We start from the raw sequence: 20217 nt of genomic DNA, 5'->3' as shown, positions 1-20217 counted from the left end.
AAATGGTAAATAAATTTCTATAAAAAAACAAGGAGGGCAATGATTGCCCTCCTTTTCACACTAACTAACCAATTTTAAACAAATACTAATAACCAGGATTTTGTTTAATATTTGGATTTAATAAAGCAGTCGTTGGAATAGGTAACAACACTCTATATGCATCTGTGTTTGTCATAGTTGCTCTAGATGTAGTATACTTACCAAAACGAATCATATCATTTCTTCTCCAACCTTCTTCCCATAATTCAGTAGCTCTAGCTTTATACAAACCATCTAATGTTGACAAATCAACAATAGTAGTAATTCCTTGACGACTTTGTAATTGAGCTGCGATTGCTGTTGTAGTTGTAGTACTAGTTCCTCCTCTTAAGATAGCCTCAGCTTTCATCAACAATGCATCTGCATAACGGAATAAAACATAATCATTTTCTGGTTTATCCATATTAGAAACATCCGGAATATATTTTTGAGGACGGATACCCCATCTTTCTAACCAGTCTTCGGCAACAATTTTTCCGTCTGCTGGCAAACCAGCAAGGTCACTCTGAAAGTTCAATGGACGATCACCATTTTGACCTCTGGTTTTTAAAGCAACAGTACCACCTGGAGCATATTGTTGACCAATACGCATTCCTAAAGGACTTCCAAAAGTTTTGATAATTGCTTCATCATTATTCAAAATACGTCTATCAGTAGGATTGAATTGATTATAGTATTCTTGTAATACTGAAAATCCATTCCATCCTGAAGGCACTTGATTATAGTGGTTAGCCATATACCATCTTGATCTCATACCATTTACTCCTAAACCAGCAACAGCATCAACACCTAAAACGTTTCTAGCAGTTAAAATTAACTCTGGAGAAGTATTATTAGAAGGCTTAAAGTTATCCCAATAATCATTAGCTAAAGTTACAGAAGAAGAAATTTGATCAACATACTGAATAACTTTGTTCATATTATCAGCATTGTTAGCATTAAAACCTGTATGTGAAGGCGAATCAAAAACTGCCTTGTTCAAATAAATTTTAGCCAACAAAAATCTTGCAGCATCTTTATTTGCGATTGAAGGATCTGATGCATTTTTATCAGGTAAATTTGGCAAAGCCTCTTCTAACAAAGCAATAATTTGAGCAGTCGCAGTAGGAGAGTCCCATACTTTTGGAAAATCATTAGGATCACTACCTGCTTCACGATAAGGAACTTGACCATACATATCGATAGCCATGTAATAATAGAACGCTTTCAAAAATTGAGCTTGCGCTTTATTTGAAGGAGTGATTGTTTTCAGACTTAATGCCAAATCACAATTATAAACACTTGATAACATATGTTTCCAAGCTGTATTCACTTCTCTACTATTAGCTGTCCATGTATGAAAGTGATTTTCTAACCATGCTCCACCATCACCCCAGTCACCTGCACGGGTTGGAACAATAACAAAGTCAGTAGTTACTTCTTGAACCGCAAAAACACCATCTTGAGTTTGTATTTTAAGAAGACCGCTATATGCCGAATTAATTACTGCATCCGCATTTGCGTTTTCAGTTAAAGTTGCGTCTAGCACTTTTTCATCTAAATCAGTACAACTAACTCCAAGAACCAATGCTCCTGCATAAATACTGTACTTTAAAAATTTTATATTTTTCATTTTTATTCTAATTAAAATGTTACATTAAGACCTACCGAGAAAGTTCTTGCTCTTGGATAAGACAAATAATCAATACCAGCTGATGGAATACCATCTTTAACTTTGTTTGTGTCAACTTCCGGATCAAAACCTGAATATTTAGTAATTACAAATAAGTTTGATCCATTTACATATAAACGAGCTGATTTCATTTTAAAACGTTCTAAAAGATTGCTTTTAAAAGTATAACCAAGAGTCAACTGTCCTAATCTCAAGAAATCACCTTTTTCAAGATATTTAGTAGATGGTGTATTAGCATCAGAATTTGATTGAACTGAATTAGCAACTTCCGGAGTTACGTTTTTACCTCCCAATTGGTTTTTATAGAACAAAGCTACATTAGTATTATTGAATAAATAATGACCAAAATTACCATAAAGTGATGTTGAGAAATCGAAATCTTTATAAGCTAAACTTGTTGAAAATCCTAAAGTCATTTTTGGAAGAGGTTGTTTATTCAACATTTTTGGAGCACCTCCGTCAGCATACTGAGAAAGACCATTTGCATCATACCCAGTGAATTCAGCTAAGTAATAATTATACAAAGGATATCCATCTTGTATTCTTTGAACATAAGAATCAGTTAAACCTGCACCATCAATTGCACCAACATTATAAATATTAGATGCGCCTAAATCTTTTACTTCATTTTTTAAGAAAGCAGCATTTCCTGAAACATCCCATCTTAAATCTTGAGTATCAATTACATTGTAATTTAATGCAACTTCAACACCTTTATTAATTAAATTCGCTGGTAAATTAACATATTTAATACCTTGTGGTGATGGCTGTCCAGATGTTGAAGGAATACCAACAATCAAATCAGTTGTATTTTTTTGGAAATAATCAACAGATCCAGATAATTTATTTTTTAACAAAGTAAAATCAACACCAACACCATATGACGTAGTAGTTTCCCAAGATAAATTTGGATTAGCATTATTCACTACATTAAATTTATAAGGATCTTGGTACTCAATAATACTAACAGATGAGTTACGAGGGAATTCTGTATTACCAGTTTTTCCAACATTAGCTCTTAATTTCAAGTCATTTACATTTCCGTCTTTTCCAGAAACTAATTTATATGCAAGACCTAAAGAAGGGAAATTACCATACTTTTTACCAGCAGCAGCTTTAGAAGAACCGTCACGACGGATTGTTAAATCTACATTTAATTTATCATAAAAAGCCATAGAAGCTCTTGCGAAAACAGATTGCATTTCAACCAAACCTTTGTAAGAAGCTGTTCTGGTTTCAGTCGAAATTCCTCCCTCCATATTTTCCAATAAATTTCTTTGCGTAGAAGCAAATCCTTTAGCAGATACAAAATTTCCAGTAGATAAGTAATTATAGTAAGAATAACCTGCAACTGCATTTAAACTAAAGTTTTTACTAAATTCTTTATTGTAAGTAATATTATGCTCAACTGTTTTATTCACTCTCTCATCGTTTGATACAACAGCTTGCCCTCTATACTCTTTCAAATCAGAAGGGTTTGTAGCTCTTGCAAAATCTTGAATATCTAAATCCGGTGTAGCTTGTTGTTTAACTATAGAGTTAGATGTTTCAAAACCTATCAATGCAGTATATTTCAAATTATCAGTCAATTTTACAGTAGTCGTAAGACTTCCTAAAAATTTAGACAAATCACCTCTGTTAGAATAAGAATTCAACAAATGAACAGGGTTAATATAATCTCCTGAAACTCTAACATATGACCCATCAGAATTTTTAACATTTCTTGTTGGATTCCAGTACAATGCAGAACTTAATACGTCACCAATATATCCAGTATTGGTAGTTGTTAAAGCTCTTTGATCTTTTAGATTTGAATAAGAAATACGAGTTTCTAATTTCACTCTTCCATCTATTAAATCATTTGAATTATACAAACTAGCAGTGTATTTATCTAATCCAGTATTTCTGATAATACCATCAGTATTAGACATACCCAAGGAAATTCTTGTATTTGATTTATCTGTACCGCTTGAATATGATAAATCATGATTCATAGCCCCTCCTGTTTGTAACACTTGTTTTTTCCAGTTATAAGACCCTCCAAATTGTTTTTCTGGCGCAGTAAGCTTAATGAATTCTGAAGTTGACAAAACATCAAAGTCTGAAGCAAAAGAAGAAGTTGCAAAAGATGTAGAATAAGTCAATTCAGGATCTTTAGATTTTCCTTTTTTAGTTGTAATGATAATTACCCCATTTGCACCACGAGCACCATAAATTGCAGTAGAAGAAGCATCTTTCAAAATAGTCATACTTTCGATATCATTTTGATTGATGAAACTTAATGGATCTTTGGCACTCATTGTACCATTACCTAAACTTGCACCTCCAGCACTAACGTCTCCTCCAGCCAAAGGCACACCGTCTACAACGATAAGAGGACCATTTCCTGAACGCAATGTACCATTACCACGAATTCTGATTGAATTTGAAGCTCCTGGCTCACCACTTGAAGATGTAATTTGAACACCTGCTACTTTTCCTTGTAACAATGATGCTGGGTTTGTAGCAGCCACATTATCAAATTTCTTTGCTGAAATTTGATCTACTGCTCCAGTTGCATCTTTTTTCTTCACGGATCCGTAACCAACTACAACAACTTCTTTCAATTCTGCTGACTCTTCTTTTAAAGTTACATTTACCGTCGACTTGCCATCCGCACTAATTTCTTGTGTTTTAAAACCAATAAAAGTAAAAACTAATACAGCTTTAGACCCAATATTTTTGATGGTGTATTTACCAGCAAAATCTGTCTGAGTTGATTTAGTAGTTCCTTTAATTGATACAGTAACCCCCGGAAGAGGACCTCCTGCGTCTGATACAGTTCCTGACACATCCTGCGAATATGTCAAACTTGTACATAGAATGGTTACAAGCACCATCAAGCCTTTAAGTAGACTATTTTTCATACGTAATAAATAAGTTGGTTAATAATAATTTTGAATGGTTTTTAAATTCGAGGATAAACATAATGATAAAATTATGTTAAATAATCAAAATCGAAAATCGAAAACGTTTTAGATGAATCGAAAACGTTTTCGATTTTTAGATGATAATATTATAAAATATCAATATCAATATTAATTTTACATTAATAATAATTATTTAATTTAAAAAAAACACATATTACATTTTTTACAGGATTTGCTTTGTGATTCACAAATTAGTAAAACTTTAACTTTTATAAGATTTTAAGACAACTTCATCATTAATATAAAAAAAGGACTGCCTCAAAAGCCGAGACAGTCCTTAAAAAAACTTTTTCAAAAACGATAAAAGATTTATTTAATTTTTCGATTTTTATTTTTTGATTACAATTGTATTTTCTTCAGAACCTACACCAATAATTTTTAAAGATTTCCATTTTTCGGGTAAAATTCCTTTATTGAATTTCAAACCACTATCCGTTAACTCAACTCCTCCAAAACCATAAATAACTGCTTGCAGCATAGCTCCAGCGCCTGTAGCAAAATAGGGATTATTACTATTAGCCGATTCAGAAAACACTCCGAATGGAGGTCGACTATTTGGTAAATACGATTTTACAAAATAATCATAAGCTTTTTGGGCATTGCCCTGACGGGCATATAAAACAGATAATACACCGGATGCCATAGCCGGACCATCTTTAGGATCAATCTTAGCAGAATAATACTCTAAATCTCTTTCAATTTGTTTTGTATCTGTAATTACATGCAATGGATAAGCTAACAAATTTACATCAGCCTGTTTAATCATTTGCCCATCATAACCTCTGTAATTTTGTGTAATACCATTTTTGGCATGAATTAATAAACGCTCAGACACCTCTACCCACCGCTTATCAATTGGCTCACCAAGAATTGTAGCTGCCTTAATAGTGTTTTTTAAAGATTCAATTACAGATGCATTTGTAAATGCATTATCATCAATGTGCTGTGCATACTCATCTGCACCAACAACATTTAAAATCGAATAACTCCCATCACTATTCTTATGCACACGACTAACCCAAAAATCGGCAGTTTCTTTTAAAACATTCCATTCTTTTTTTAACCAAACCTTATCTTGCGTATAAGAGAAGTAATTCCAAAATGCAATTGAAACATCTGCGGTAATATGTTGTTCAAAAATTCCTGTCAATGCCCAGGTTGGGGTAGCTTCTTCACCAGTATCATCAGATTCCCAGGGATACATTGCTCCTTTGTAACCGTAAACAATCGCTTTTTGCTTGGCTTTTTCTAAACGGTCAGAACGGTAATCCAAACAGGATTTTGCCATATCAGGCTGAAAGGCCAAAATAGTTGGATACATCCAAAGTTCACTATCCCAAAAAACATGACCATTATAACCTTGAGAAGAAAGTCCCATAGGAGTGAAACTTTGTCTCGAACCAGGACGGATAAAAGAATATAAATTATAAAGGGCAAATCTTACTCTTTGTTGCGCATCTAAATCACCTTCAATTTGTATATCTCCAGTTTTCCATAATTCATCCCATGCAACTTTATGTTTTTCTAATAATTTATCAATTCCTTCCTGCAAAGCAAAAATAGGCTGCCTTTCAGATTCATTTATTGGATCATTAAAATCTTTAGAAGTACAAATCCCACCCGCAATTGCAAATCGATACTTTTGTCCTTTTAAAAGTTTTTTTGAAAAACCTACTTCATCAGCTGTTTGTTTTAACAGCTCCTTTCGACCATCAAATAAAAAGGTTGTTGAAGCCGATACCGTATATTTCCCAAACAATGTTTTTGCAGTGGTTCTAAAAACCGGCATAACAAACTCATTATCTTTTAAAACCCTATATACACTTTTAACATCTTTCAATTCCTCCGGAACATTCATATAATTATTGACAGAAAGAAAAACATCTTCTTTTGGAAGTATTTCCACAATAGCCATTCCGGAATATGGAATAGCTCTATTGGCTAAAATGGTATAATTCACTGAAACCAAATTATTAAATGTAAAAGTAGTTGTACTCAATCCTTCTTTCATATTAATAGATTGACTCCAATTATCAATATTATCTGAAGTGATTTCCTTATTATTTACTGACAAATGAAGATTTAAAAATTCAATTCCTTTTACAATTCTGCTAATTCCGTTTTCAGGACTTCCTTCATAAACCCCGTTTAGGATAATTTCTTTTGTTTTTAACGGTGTATCATCCGTAACAATCCCTATCTGACCATTAGCCATAGCTACACCATTATAATTTTCTCTTGAAGTAGTGTACAAATTCCATTCATCAGATTTAGACTGCCCTGAGACAATAGAAGTTAAGAAAAAAATTGACACAATAGTTTTTAAATTTGAAATCATATTTTTTTAATTTACTATTATTTAAAGCTTTTGAATTTATTCACATCCATTATTTTAAAAAAGCAAAATCATTTTCTAAGCATAAAAAAGCGTCTAGGTTTTTTATAATTAAACACTAGACGCTAAAAAAACCTATTATTTTACTTCATTTATCTCTAAAATGACACTTGTTCTTTTTAAATTAACATCAGGATTATACCCCGCTTTCATCAAAAAATCACCAGAATAAACTTTGTTTTGCTCTAAGGTTGACGGAATATCAGGATATAAGTTAATTTCTTTTATTGAATATTTTTTATTTTTATCCAATCCGTTAAAAACAACCGGTCTTTTGGTAGCTGTAATATTAAATCTGTTATTAACAAGATAATTAAAAACAACTGCCCTTGATTTATCTTTCGTAACATACATTATAGAAGCAATATCATTTTTATATGGATCTACTAATCTATATTGATTTCCATGCCAAACAATATTTTTAAAAGTTTGATAATTAGAAATAGCTTGCTTACAAAATATTCTATCTTTTGGACTCAAATGATCGGTTACAATATCGAATCCAAGTTTCCCCATACTTGCAACATCTACTCTAAATTTCAAGGGTTGTTTACCCCAATCGGTTACGTGATTATCTGTAGTTATTGACGGGAAAAAATACGAATAATTCCATTGTAAAAAAATTCTCTCCAAAGGTTCTGTATCATCACTTGGCCAAAATTCCGTAAAATATTTAAGAAACTCATAATCAGCTCTACCCCCGCCTCCAGAACATAACATCATTGGAACTTTAGGATATTTTGCACGTAAACGCTCTAAAACACTATATAGGCCTTTTACATAATCGACATACAAGTTAGACTGAGGTATCCCTTGTTTATGTAAGTATTCTGAATATGCATTAAAAATTACAGCATTACAATCCCATTTAATAAATGCTAATTCAGGATTTTTTACAAATAAATCATCTACAATACCAAACACAAAGTCTTGAACTTCAGGATTGGTCAAATCCAAAACCATTTGATTTCTATAATAAATTTCAGGACGTTGCGGTTGTCTAATAACCCAATCTAAATGTTTTTCATATAATTCACTTTTAGGATTTACCATTTCTGGCTCAATCCAAATTCCAAATTTAACACCTTCCTTCTTGGCTTCTTTTACCAAGTAACCAATACCATGCGGTAATTTCTTTTTATTCTCCTGCCAATCTCCTAATCCGGCATCATCATTATTCCTAGGATATTTATTTCCAAACCAACCGTCATCTAATAAAAACAAATCAACACCAATATCCTTGGCTCCTTTAAATAATCCTACTATTTTATTTTCATTGAAATCAAAATAAGTGGCTTCCCAGTTATTTAATAACGTAAGACGTTCGCCCTGACCATCTAAAACCCTATATTTTCTAGCCCAGTCTTGTAAATTCCTACTCGCTTCGCCAACACCATTATTTGACAAAGCATAAATCAAAGAAGGAGTTGTGAATGTCTTATTAGGAGCGAGCGAATATTCTGAGGCAAATGGATTAATTCCCGTTATTAATCTTAAATTTTTATTTGAATCTATTTCAAAATCTAATTTAAAACTTCCACTCCATGCTAATTGTCCAAGTAGTACAGTCCCTTCAGTTTCTGAAGCCGGATGACCGAATGAAATCATAAAATTAGGAGTTTGCATAAGCATTGCTCTGGTCCCTAATTTAGAATCAATAGTTTTTATTCCTTGTTCCAATTTATTTTCAATTGGCTGCATCTCTTTTAAATATTCTCCCTGAAAACTTGTCAAATAAAAGTCCTTATTCGAGAAAAACAAATTAGCAGAAGCATATTTTTGAAGTAAAACAGGATTACTTTCATTGTGTTTTATTGCTACCCATTGCTCTACCAAGTTCTCATTCTTCCATACTTTATAATACAAATTTACTTCAAAAGGATAAACTGGATCTTTAAGTAAAATATTAATTAATGTAACATTTCCATCTAATTGTTCCTGTTTATGACTAACATACTTTAATTCTAATGAAGTATTACCGTCTGCATGTTTCACCTGAATTGCAGGATCAGAAAGATTCCAAGTTCCTGCCGGAGTATATGCATTATTATAAATACCTGAATTATTCTCGTCATACTTTGATAATGAACTTACCGATTCCCATTCACTTTCATTCTCAATAGGTTTACCAAAATAAACTGTTCTAAGTCGATTCTGATTATCAGTCTGCAACAGAAACATATGATCTGCAGTAGCGATTGGAATAGTTACTTTTTGAGCAAATGATGGACTAAGTAAAAATGTAAAAAAATATAATATAAGCAAATAATCAAATCTGGTAATATGTTTTCGGTTCATAGTAATATGTTTTCGGTTCATAGTAAAATATTTATTGTGTCAAACTTAAAACTTTTAAAGTTATAATAATTTGAATCTCAAGCAAAATAACTTGATTTATGACCGATAACGTTTTCGAAATATCGAAAACGTTATCGGTCATAAATTCCCCTTCATTAATGAAAAATTTATACTAATTTGGAAATCCTAAAATTCATTCTAATGAAATTTAAACCCAATAAAACCTTAATTTTTAAACTCTTAACAAGCTTCCTTTTCTATTTTCCTTGTTTGGCACAAGAGAAGAATAGTTTTTCTATTTCATCAAAAAATAATATCACAGCAGACTCAACACTATACTACAAAGAATCATACAGATCTCAATTCCATTTTTCCCCTGAAAAAAACTGGATGAACGATCCAAATGGAATGGTATATTATAAAGGCATTTATCATTTGTTTTACCAACACTATCCGGAAGATATTGTCTGGGGGCCTATGCATTGGGGACATGCCACCAGTACTGACTTAATTCATTGGGAACATAAAAAAATAGCATTGTACCCGGATCAGTTGGGATTGATATTTTCAGGAAGTACAGTCATTGATTTCAATAACACTTCAGGATTGGGAACAAAAGACAACCCTCCTATGGTTGCTATTTTTACTTACCATAATATGGAAAATGAAAAAGCAGCTAAAATCAACATACAAACTCAAGGTTTAGCTTATAGTCTCGATGGAGGTGAAACCTGGATTAAATTCAAAAACAATCCTATTATTGACAATTCCTCTTTTCGTGATTTCAGAGACCCAAAAGTTTTCTGGAATGACGAAATGAAAATATGGAATTTGGTTTTAGTTGCTGGTGATCGTGCACAATTTTATACTTCAAAAAATTTAATCAATTGGAAATTAGAGAGTGAATTTGGGCAAAATTCAGGCGCACATGAAGGCGTATGGGAATGTCCGGATTTATTTAAAATAAAAGTAAAAAACACTCAGGAGGAAAAATGGGTACTTTTAACAAGCATAAATCTTGGTGCCCCTAATGGAGGATCTGGTACACAATATTTCATTGGTGATTTTAACGGAAAAACATTTAAAACAGAACAAAAAGACATCAAATGGATTGATTATGGCACCGACAATTATGCGGGAGTCACTTTCAATAATACACCTAATGGAGAACGTATTTTTCTGGGTTGGATGAGTAATTGGAACTATGCACGAAATACTCCTACTACAAATTGGAGAAGTGCAATGACACTTCCAAGAACACTATCACTTTCCAAAATTAATAATGCATATTGTTTGCAGAGTCAAATTATTGAACCATTCAAAAAACAATTAACTACTGATTTTTTGAAAAAAAATATTATACTACAAAAAGACCAAGAAAAAGTTTTTTCATACCCCAATCTGAACCAATCACAAATCAGTTTAAAAACAGCAAACAAAGATTTAAAATTAGTTTTTTCAAATGATTCAAAAGATTCACTGTTTCTAAATTATAATGCTAAAAAACAAAGCTTTTCTATTGACAGACGCCATTCAGGAAAAGTAAATTTTGAAAAAAGTTTTGGAGAAAAAACACACATCACAGCTACACCAAATCTTATTTCAAAAACAATTGATTATCAAATCATTTTAGACTGGTCGTCAATTGAAATTTTCTTAGATGGAGGTATTTATACTTTTACGGAGCAAATATTCCCTAACCACCCTTACACCAAATTAACCATTCAGTCTAATGAAAATCAAAAGATTCATAATATAAAATTCCAATCTATAACCAGAATTTGGTAAGAACAGCAACTATTAACTTTAAAATTAACCAACCAAAACCAAAAAATGAACAAAAAAAAATTATTATACTGGTCAGTTGTAGTAGCTCTAGCGGGCTTCCTATTCGGATTTGACACCGTAGTCATTTCAGGAGCAGACAAACAATTACAATTATTATGGGGATCGTCTGATCTTTACCACGGATTAGTAGTAATGTCCTCTGCTTTATGGGGAACAGTAATTGGAGCCCTTTTTGGTTCCTACCCAACAAATATTTTAGGAAGAAAAAAGACCTTAATATTAATTGGTGTACTGTTTTTTATTTCAGCAATAGGAACAGCTTTTGCCAATGATTCTATCATTTTTTCAATTTTCAGATTCCTTGGCGGAATTGGAATTGGGACATCTACTATTGCAGCTCCTACCTATGTTTCCGAAATAGCTCCTGCAAAAGACCGTGGAAAATTGGTGGCATTATATCAATTTAATATCGTTTTTGGGATACTCATTGCCTTTACTTCAAATTTCTACTTACAAGACATTGGTGAAAACTCCTGGCGTTGGATGTTAGGAATCCAATCTTTCCCAGCTTTTATTTACACTTTACTCGTTTTAGGAATTCCGGAAAGTCCACGTTGGATTTTCGAATATAAAAAAGACAGAACGCAAGCAATTGCGATTTTAAAACAAATCAATACAGATGAACAAGTAGCGGAAGAAATTGCAGCAATAGAAAATGAAACTGCTCACGAAATAGACAATGAATCTATTTTTATGAAAAAATACAGAAAACCATTATTATTAGCATTTTTTATTGCTTTTTTCAATCAACTTTCCGGAATTAATGCCTTTTTATACTATGCACCCCGCATTTTTGAATTAGCTGGATTAGAAAAATCAGCTTCTTTTTTGAGTAGTATTGGTATTGGTATTATCAATTTGTTATTTACTCTAATTGGAATATCATTAATCGACAAATTTGGCCGAAAAACATTAATGTATTTAGGCTCTGTTGGGTATATTATCTCTTTAGGACTGGTAACCGCTGCGTTCTATTATGAATGGAAAGGAATAGCAGTTCCTGTTTTCTTTTTCCTTTTTATAGCCTCCCACGCTATTGGTCAGGGCGCAGTGATATGGGTGTTTATCTCCGAATTATTTCCCAATAAATTAAGAGCGACAGGAACTTCATTTGGCACCTCAGTGCACTGGATATTAGCTGCATTAATACCTTCTTTCATTCCGTTTTTATTCAAAGAAATTGGAACTACGATAGTATTTGCTATTTTCTGTATCATGATGGTATTTCAATTACTTTGGGTAGTATTTAAAATGCCTGAAACGAAAGGAAGAACACTGGAAGAATTATCCGAAAGTTTATCAAATAAAAATTAAATATGAACACAAGAATAGTATGTTTCGGTGAAATTCTTTTTGATGTATTTCCTTCTCACAGAAAAATTGGAGGAGCGCCATTAAATGTGGCTGCCCGAATGGCTTCATTGGGAATTGACACTCAAATTATCAGTCGAATTGGTGATGATGAAGCTGGAAAAGAATTGCTCCATTTTATTGATAAAAACGAAATAAACACAAAAAACATACAAATAGACAGTTCTCTTCCCACCGGTGAAGTACTAGTACAATTAGACGAAAAGGGCTCAGCATCTTACACCATCAATTACCCTGTAGCCTGGGATAAAATTGAAGCAACTTCAGAAGCTCAAAATGCAGTAAAAGATGCTGATGCATTAGTATTTGGCAGCTTGGCTTGCAGAGACATAACTTCTTATTTAAGTTTATTATCATTATTGAATGTTGCCAAATACAAAATATTTGATACTAACCTAAGGCCTCCTTTTTATAACAAAGAACTACTTTTGGATTTAATGGAAAAAGCCGATTTTATTAAATTCAATGATGATGAATTGTATGAAATTAGCACTTATTTAGATTCTCCCTACCACTCTTTGGAACAAAACATTTATTTCATTGCCGAAAAAACCAATACCCCACATATTTGTGTAACTAAAGGCAGTCACGGAGCTGTTTTACTTTATAACAAACAATTATTTTACAATAGTGGTTATAAAATAACCGTAGCAGATACTGTAGGTGCCGGTGATTCTTTTTTAGCAGGATTACTAACAAAATTACTAAACAGGGTTGAGCCTCAAAAAGCAATTGATTTTGCTTGTGGTTTAGGAGCCTTAGTTGCAAGCAAGGTTGGGGCAAATCCTAAAATCACTGAAAAAGCAATTATTAAATTTATGAATATTTAAAACTAACTATAAATATGAAACAAAAAACCAAATTATCACTCATATCTTGAATTCTGACCCTACTATCTGTTGGATCAACATTGGCACAAGAAACAAAAGCATCTATTGAAAGAAAATGGTGGAAAGAAGCAGTTGTTTACCAAATTTATCCTAGAAGTTTTATGGATACGGATGGTGATGGAGTTGGGGATTTAAAAGGTATTATTTCTAAACTTGATTACATTAAGAGTTTAGGAATAGATGTAGTTTGGCTGAACCCTATTTACGGCTCGCCAAATGCAGATAATGGATATGATATTTCTGACTATCAATCGATAATGAAAGAATTTGGAACAATGGATGATTTTGATACTCTCTTGAAAGGAATGCACGAAAGAGGTTTGAAATTAGTAATGGACTTAGTTGTTAATCATAGTTCAGACGAACACAAATGGTTTCAAGAAAGTAGAAAATCCAGAGACAATCCGTATAGAGATTATTACCACTGGTGGCCGGCAGAAAAAGGAAAACCTGCTTTTCGTCCGGGTAATTTTGAAACCGATGGCAGCGGATGGAGATATAATCAAGCAACCGATTCTTATTATTTACATTATTTCAGTTATAAACAACCCGATTTAAATTGGGAAAACCCAAAAGTACGTCAGGAAATCTATGCTATGATGAATTGGTGGTTTAAAAAAGGCATTGATGGTTTCCGTATGGATGTTATTCCTTTTATAGCTAAAGACACCACTTTCCCAATAATTACACAAGATGATTTAGATAAAATTATCAGGGAAGATGGGACGTATATCTAGCCAGCGGACCGCATTTACATGATTATTTGAAAGAAATGAATAAAGAAGTTTTGAGTAAATATGATTGTATGGCTTTAGCCGAAGGTGCAGGAATGACATTAAAATCAGCCCATGACTTTGTAGATGCTGACAGAAAAGAACTAGATATGGGATATCATTTTGAAGGTACAAACTTAGGGTATATTCCAGGGTATTTCAAAAAAATGGGAAAATACTCCTTAGTCAATTTCAAAAAAATATATACGGATTGGAATGATACTTATTCTGAAAAAGGCTGGGGAACAATATATCTCGGAAATCATGACCAACCAAGAATGACATCACGCTGGGGTAATGATTCAGATCAATTTAGAGTATTATCTTCTAAAATGTTAACTACATTTTTATTATCAATGGGAGGAACTCCTTATTATTATAATGGAGACGAACTAGGAATGATAAATGCTAAATTCGACAAAATAGAAGATTATAAAGATATTGAAACTCTAGCCGAATATGAAAAAGTAAAAAATGCAGGTGGCGATTTAAATCAATTTATTACTGACCAAAAAACAGGTGGCGCCAGAGACAACGAAAGAACCCCTTATCAATGGAACACCTCTAAAAATGCAGGTTTTTCAACTGGAAATCCATGGATAAAAGTCAATGATAATCATACTTATTTAAATGCTGAAGCTCAAGAAAATGATCCAAATTCAAACTTGAATTATTTTAGAAAAATGACAAAATTAAGAAAATCAAATCTTGCTTTAGTTTATGGAAAATATAGCCTTTTAGACAAAGAAAATCCAGATATCTATGCTTATACAAGAGAACTAGATGGTAAAAAATTATTGATATTACTGAATTTCTCAAATAAAACTGCAACTGTAAACACCGATTACAATATAGCTGATGCTAAAGTTTTAATTGGAAATTATACAGACGTTTCATTAGATAAAACTTTAAAACCTTATGAAGCAATTATTTTAGAATTATAACAATACTCATTACAAATTATTCAAAAAAAATATAGCGTAGTAGAAAAATTAAATTTTAAATCCTTAACTAAAAAAATAAACGATGAAAAAAATTATTCCATCCTGAGTCTTGCCGCTGGCCTAATGCTATCTGGTTTAGGTTTAAAGGCTCAAGTTAAAAATCATGCCACTGATAAAAAATGGTGGAAAGAAGCTGTAATCTATCAAATTTATCCTAGAAGTTTTAATGATAGTGACGGAGATGGTATTGGGGATCTGAAAGGAATTATCTCAAAATTGGATTATCTAAAAAGCTTAGGTATTAATGCTATATGGCTAAACCCAATATACGAATCACCAAATGATGACAATGGTTATGATATTAGTAACTATCGTGAAATCATGAAAGATTTTGGAACGATGGAAGATTTTGATCTTTTACTAAAAGGAATGCATGAACGTGGCATAAAACTAATAATGGATTTAGTGGTAAATCACAGTAGTGATGAGCACGAATGGTTTAAACAAGCCAGCAGTTCCAGAGACAATCCTTATAGAGATTATTACCACTGGTGGCCTGCTGAAAAAGGTAAACCACCTTACAGATGGAGTTTCTTTGATGTAAATAGTGATGCATGGAAATACGATGCTAAAACAGATTCGTACTATCTTCACTATTTTTCCAGAAAACAACCTGATTTGAATTGGGAAAACCCGAAACTAAGACAGGAAATTTATGATATTATGCGTTTTTGGTTAGATAAAGGTATAGATGGGTTCCGTATGGATGCATTTCAATATATTTCAAAAGACACATCCTGGCCCGTATTGCCTGAAGGTTATCAAAAAGAGGTTCAAAAATATTACGGTGAAGGCCCTCATTTACATGATTATATACAAGAAATGAATCGTGAGGTATTGAGCAAATATCCAAATGTAATGACCGTTGCTGAAGGAGCTGGTAGCTCTCCTGAGGATGCAATGCGTTTTGTTGATCCAGAGCGAAAAGAACTTAACATCGCATACCATTTTGAAAGTGTAGATATAGGGAAACATATTAGAGAATTTGGTTTGAATAAATACAAAAAAATATTCTCAAGATATGATGAATACTTCAAAGACAAAGGGTGGCTATCTATTTTCATGGCTAATCATGACCAACCACGTATGGTTAGTAAATTTGGAAACGACACTCCAGAATTCAGAACTATTTCCTCAAAAATGCTTTCTACTTTTGTGATGACCATGAGGGGAACTTCTTTTTATTATTACGGTGATGAAATTGGAATGAAAAACATTCGTTTCGATTCTATCGAGGATTATAATGATGTTGATACCCGAAACAAATATCTTGGATTAAAAGAAAAAGGCGGTGATCTAAAAGCATTCTTAGAAGAACAAAAACAAACTTCAAGAGAAAATGGACGCACACCAATGCAATGGAATTCAGATAAAAATGGAGGATTCACTACTGAAAAACCTTGGCTAAAAGTAAACCCTGATTACACTAGTGTTAATGTTGAAGCTCAAGAAAACGATCCGAATTCAATTTTAAATTATTTTAGGAAACTAGTTGAATTACGAAAAAATGAACCTACTTTGGTTTATGGTACTTATACTTTATTAGACAAAGAAAATCCAAATGTATTTGCTTACCTAAGAGAGTTAAACGGAAAAAGAATAGTAGTGTTATTGAATTTCACAGCAAACAATAGCGTTTTTGATATTAATATTTCAACAAAAGGATCTAAAATCATACTAGATAATTACAACAATACAAAAGAAATAAGTAAGAATACATTAAGACCTTATGAAGCTGCAATTATAGAACTTAAGTAAACAACAGACATATTTTTTTAATAAACTGTTTTATAAAAATTGATTTACAGAAATAAATTGTAAATTCGTTTTTATTTAACAGTTTTTTTTGATTTTATTATATAAGCTACATGAACAATACTACTCTCAAAGAAATCGCTGAACAATTAGGAATTTCGATTGCGACAGTATCTAAATCATTAAAAAACTATCCAGATGTAAGTGAAAAAACTAAACAGGCTGTTATTGAATTAGCTAGTCAATTAAATTACACGCCTAATAGCTTTGCTGTTAACTTAAGAACGAAAGAATCAAAAACTATCGGGCTAATTATTCCTACAATTGTACATCATTTCTTTTCTAATGTAATTAAAGGAATTTTAGAAGAAGCAGAAAAAAGAGATTATTTGGTTATCATATTACAGTCTGATGAAAATTTTGAATTAGAAAAAAAACAAATTAAACTACTCATAAACAAAAGAGTAGACGGAATTATTATCTCACTATCCAATGGAACAGGTGATTTTTTTCATTTAAATGAAATTCTTTCACAAAAAATTCCCTTGGTGCTTTTTGACAAAATTGCAAAAATTGTCGAATGCTCGAAAGTAATGATTAATGATCAAAAAGCAGCCTATGATGCTGTAGATTATTTAATTAAAAAAGGATACAAAAAAATCGCTCATTTTAGAGGAGCCTACATCCCTCAAAATTCAATTGATCGCTTTTTAGGTTATAAAAAAGCACTAGAAGATAATCAAATTGAGTATAACCCTTCATTAGTCTATGATTGTGATAACAACAATGATTTTGAGGATGGATATGAAAATGCTAAAAAATTGATTATTGAAAATCCTGAAGTAGATGCCATTTTTGCTGTAACAGATCTAGTTGCCATAGGAATAATAAAATATTTTAATGAAATAGGTATTTCAATCCCCAATCAAATTGCAGTTTTAGGCTTCAGCAATTGGTTTATTTCAAATGTCATTTCACCTACTTTAACTACTATTGATCAACCAGGATTTGAAATGGGAAAAAAATCAGCAGAAATATTATTTAATGAAATTGATTTAAAAAGAAATAATCTACCTGTATCTTTTCAGTCGATTGAGATTGAAACAAAATTAATTATAAGAGAATCAACATAAATCGCCCTAGTAGTACAGTCCTAACATATTAATTAACTTAAAAAAGACTAAAAAAACCAACCCAAACCCAAGTCTATTTATGAATAATATAACTCTTAAAGAAATAGCAGAAAAATTAGGTATTTCAATAACAACAGTTTCTAAGGCACTTAAAAATTATCCCGATGTAAGTGAAAAAACAAGAAAAGCTGTTATTGATTTAGCCCAAGAACTACATTATACTCCCAACAGTTTTGCAGTTAATTTAAGAACAAAAGAATCTAAAACTATTGGACTTATAATTCCAGAAGTAATGCATCATTTTTTTTCGAATATAATTAATTCAATTATTGAAGAAGCTGAAAAAAATGGTTACTTAGTAATTATCCTTCAGTCAAATGAATCTATAGAATTAGAAATCAAACAAGTAGAATTACTTATCAACAAGAGAGTTGATGGTATATTGATATCGCTATCAAATGAATCCAATTACAATGAACATCTACAAAATATTATTAATAGAAAAATTCCTTTAGTAATGTTCGACAAAATAGCAAAATTAGCAAACTGCTCTAAAGTTATCATAAATGACCAAAAAGCTGCTATGAATGCTGTCCAACATTTAATAGACCAAGGATGTAAAAAAATTGCGCATATACGTGGTCCAGAAAATCCTCAAAATGCTATAGATCGATTTATAGGTTACAAAAAAGCCTTAGAAAAAAACAATATCACTTTTGACCCAAATCTTGTTTACACCTGTAAAAATGTAACTTTTGAAGAAGGAATTGAATTTGCCAAACAAATTATTAATGAACATCCAGATGTTGATGGGATATTTGTTATAACTGATTTAGTAGCAGTAGGATTGCTTTCTCATTTTAATGAAATAGGTATCAAAGTACCGCAACAAATAGCGGTAATAGGTTTCAGTAATTGGTTCATCTCACAGGTTTTTACTCCAAAAATAAGTACAGTAGATCAACCAAGTCATGAAATGGGAACCGTTGCGATCAAATTACTTTTGGAGGAAATAAACAGCAATAAAGATAAAATACCTTTTTCTCCAAAAACCATAGAATTAGATACAAATCTAATAGTCAGAGAATCATCGAAAAGAGTCTAATTTAGCGTAAAAACTTAATATTTCTCATTAATCCCTGATACTTTGTTCTTTTGACTGGAGAATCTTTAAAAACAATTTTAAAAGTTTCCTCAGTCATTTCTTCCCAATCCTGTTTAGTCATGGTAAGTAAAGTAGGATTGGAATCAAAAAGTGGTTCATTATGACTTTTGGCAAAACGATTCCATGGGCAAACATCCTGACAGGTATCACAACCAAAAGCCCAATCATCAAATTGACCTTTCATTTCTATAGGAATATTATCTTTAAGCTCAATTGTAAAATAAGAAATACATTTACTACCATCAACAATATAAGGGGCAATAATAGCTTGTGTAGGACAAGCATCGATACAGGCAGTACAGCTTCCACAATGATTCGTTGTAGGATGATCGTATTCTAAATCAAGGTCGATAATTAATTCGGCTATAAAGTAAAATGAGCCTACTTTTTGAGTCAATAAATTACTGTTCTTCCCTATCCAGCCCAAACCACTTTTAGCAGCCCAGGCCTTATCTAAAACAGGTGCAGAATCAACAAAAACCCGACCAGAAACCTCTCCGATATTTTCCTGAATAGAGAACAGCAACTCCTTTAATTTCTCTTTGATCACAAAATGATAATCTTTACCGTAAGCATATTTAGAAATCTTGTACGAATCTAAAACCTGTTCTTTATCGGGATAATAATTGAGTAAAAGAGAAACCACACTTTTTGCATCATCAACAAGCAAAATAGGATTGAGTCGTTTATCAAAATTATTCTCCATGTAACTCATCTGCCCATTGAGGTTTTTATTCAACCAATTTTCTAATCGAGGAGCTTCTTCTTCTAAAAAACCAGCCTTAGATATACCACAAGACAAAAATCCGAGGCGTTTGGCTTCGGATTTGATAAATTGTGAATATTTTGATTTATTGTCGATGATTTTTGAGTTTTGAATTGTCAGTTATGAGTTGTGGGTCATG

At 32.0% G+C, this 20217-nt stretch carries 13 protein-coding genes; 8 read left to right on the top strand and 5 right to left on the bottom strand.

Going from position 1 to position 20217, the window contains the following annotated elements; translation table 11 throughout:
- Window positions 1-85: 85 nt before the first annotated feature.
- The 4 genes from P5P90_RS11375 to P5P90_RS11360 form a co-directional block, all read right to left on the bottom strand.
- The gene (locus tag P5P90_RS11375) at window positions 86-1651 is read right to left on the bottom strand and encodes a RagB/SusD family nutrient uptake outer membrane protein (protein ID WP_278034797.1); all 1566 of its coding nucleotides are present in this window, start codon (window positions 1649-1651) and stop codon (window positions 86-88) included.
- Window positions 1652-1662: 11 nt separating this feature from the next.
- Entirely contained in the window at window positions 1663-4617 is a 2955-nt protein-coding gene (locus P5P90_RS11370) for a SusC/RagA family TonB-linked outer membrane protein (protein WP_278034796.1), read from the bottom strand.
- Between the two features lie 391 nt (window positions 4618-5008).
- Window positions 5009-7018 (bottom strand): kojibiose hydrolase, encoded by a 2010-nt coding sequence (locus P5P90_RS11365; protein ID WP_278034795.1) that lies wholly within the window; start codon window positions 7016-7018, stop codon window positions 5009-5011.
- A 135-nt stretch (window positions 7019-7153) separates the two neighbouring features.
- The gene (locus P5P90_RS11360) at window positions 7154-9373 is read right to left on the bottom strand and encodes an alpha-galactosidase (protein WP_278034794.1); all 2220 of its coding nucleotides are present in this window, start codon (window positions 9371-9373) and stop codon (window positions 7154-7156) included.
- Between the two features lie 201 nt (window positions 9374-9574).
- Here P5P90_RS11360 and P5P90_RS11355 point away from each other — a divergent pair, with 201 nt between their 5' ends.
- The 8 genes from P5P90_RS11355 to P5P90_RS11320 all read left to right on the top strand — a co-directional run bounded on the left by P5P90_RS11355 (window position 9575) and on the right by P5P90_RS11320 (window position 19252).
- Window positions 9575-11161 carry a glycoside hydrolase family 32 protein gene (locus P5P90_RS11355; protein ID WP_278034793.1) on the top strand — a complete coding sequence of 529 codons (1587 nt, stop codon included), beginning with the start codon at window positions 9575-9577 and terminating at the stop codon, window positions 11159-11161.
- 45 nt (window positions 11162-11206) lie between these two features.
- Window positions 11207-12535 carry a sugar porter family MFS transporter gene (locus P5P90_RS11350; protein ID WP_422851711.1) on the top strand — a complete coding sequence of 443 codons (1329 nt, stop codon included), beginning with the start codon at window positions 11207-11209 and terminating at the stop codon, window positions 12533-12535.
- Window positions 12536-12537: 2 nt separating this feature from the next.
- Entirely contained in the window at window positions 12538-13422 is an 885-nt protein-coding gene (locus tag P5P90_RS11345; protein WP_278034792.1) for a carbohydrate kinase family protein, read from the top strand.
- Between the two features lie 80 nt (window positions 13423-13502).
- Window positions 13503-14219, top strand: coding sequence for an alpha-amylase family glycosyl hydrolase (locus tag P5P90_RS11340; RefSeq protein ID WP_278034791.1), 717 nt, complete (start codon window positions 13503-13505; stop codon window positions 14217-14219).
- A 35-nt stretch (window positions 14220-14254) separates the two neighbouring features.
- Window positions 14255-15199 carry an alpha-amylase family glycosyl hydrolase gene (locus tag P5P90_RS11335; RefSeq protein WP_278034790.1) on the top strand — a complete coding sequence of 315 codons (945 nt, stop codon included), beginning with the start codon at window positions 14255-14257 and terminating at the stop codon, window positions 15197-15199.
- Between the two features lie 123 nt (window positions 15200-15322).
- The gene (locus P5P90_RS11330) at window positions 15323-17017 is read left to right on the top strand and encodes a glycoside hydrolase family 13 protein (RefSeq protein ID WP_278034789.1); all 1695 of its coding nucleotides are present in this window, start codon (window positions 15323-15325) and stop codon (window positions 17015-17017) included.
- Between the two features lie 110 nt (window positions 17018-17127).
- Window positions 17128-18147 carry a LacI family DNA-binding transcriptional regulator gene (locus P5P90_RS11325; RefSeq protein WP_278034788.1) on the top strand — a complete coding sequence of 340 codons (1020 nt, stop codon included), beginning with the start codon at window positions 17128-17130 and terminating at the stop codon, window positions 18145-18147.
- Window positions 18148-18226: 79 nt separating this feature from the next.
- Window positions 18227-19252 carry a LacI family DNA-binding transcriptional regulator gene (locus tag P5P90_RS11320; RefSeq protein ID WP_278034787.1) on the top strand — a complete coding sequence of 342 codons (1026 nt, stop codon included), beginning with the start codon at window positions 18227-18229 and terminating at the stop codon, window positions 19250-19252.
- 1 nt (window position 19253) lies between these two features.
- On the opposite strand, the gene queG is transcribed toward P5P90_RS11320, so the two are convergent.
- Window positions 19254-20177: a tRNA epoxyqueuosine(34) reductase QueG gene (queG, locus tag P5P90_RS11315; RefSeq protein WP_278036517.1), complete on the bottom strand. Its 924-nt coding sequence runs from the start codon at window positions 20175-20177 to the stop codon at window positions 19254-19256.
- Between the last annotated feature and the right edge of the window lie 40 nt (window positions 20178-20217).

The organism is Flavobacterium nitratireducens, assembly GCF_029625335.1.
Classification (GTDB): domain Bacteria; phylum Bacteroidota; class Bacteroidia; order Flavobacteriales; family Flavobacteriaceae; genus Flavobacterium; species Flavobacterium nitratireducens.
Note: the sequence above shows the minus strand (reverse complement) of the source record. Positions and strands in the feature narration are given on the sequence as shown.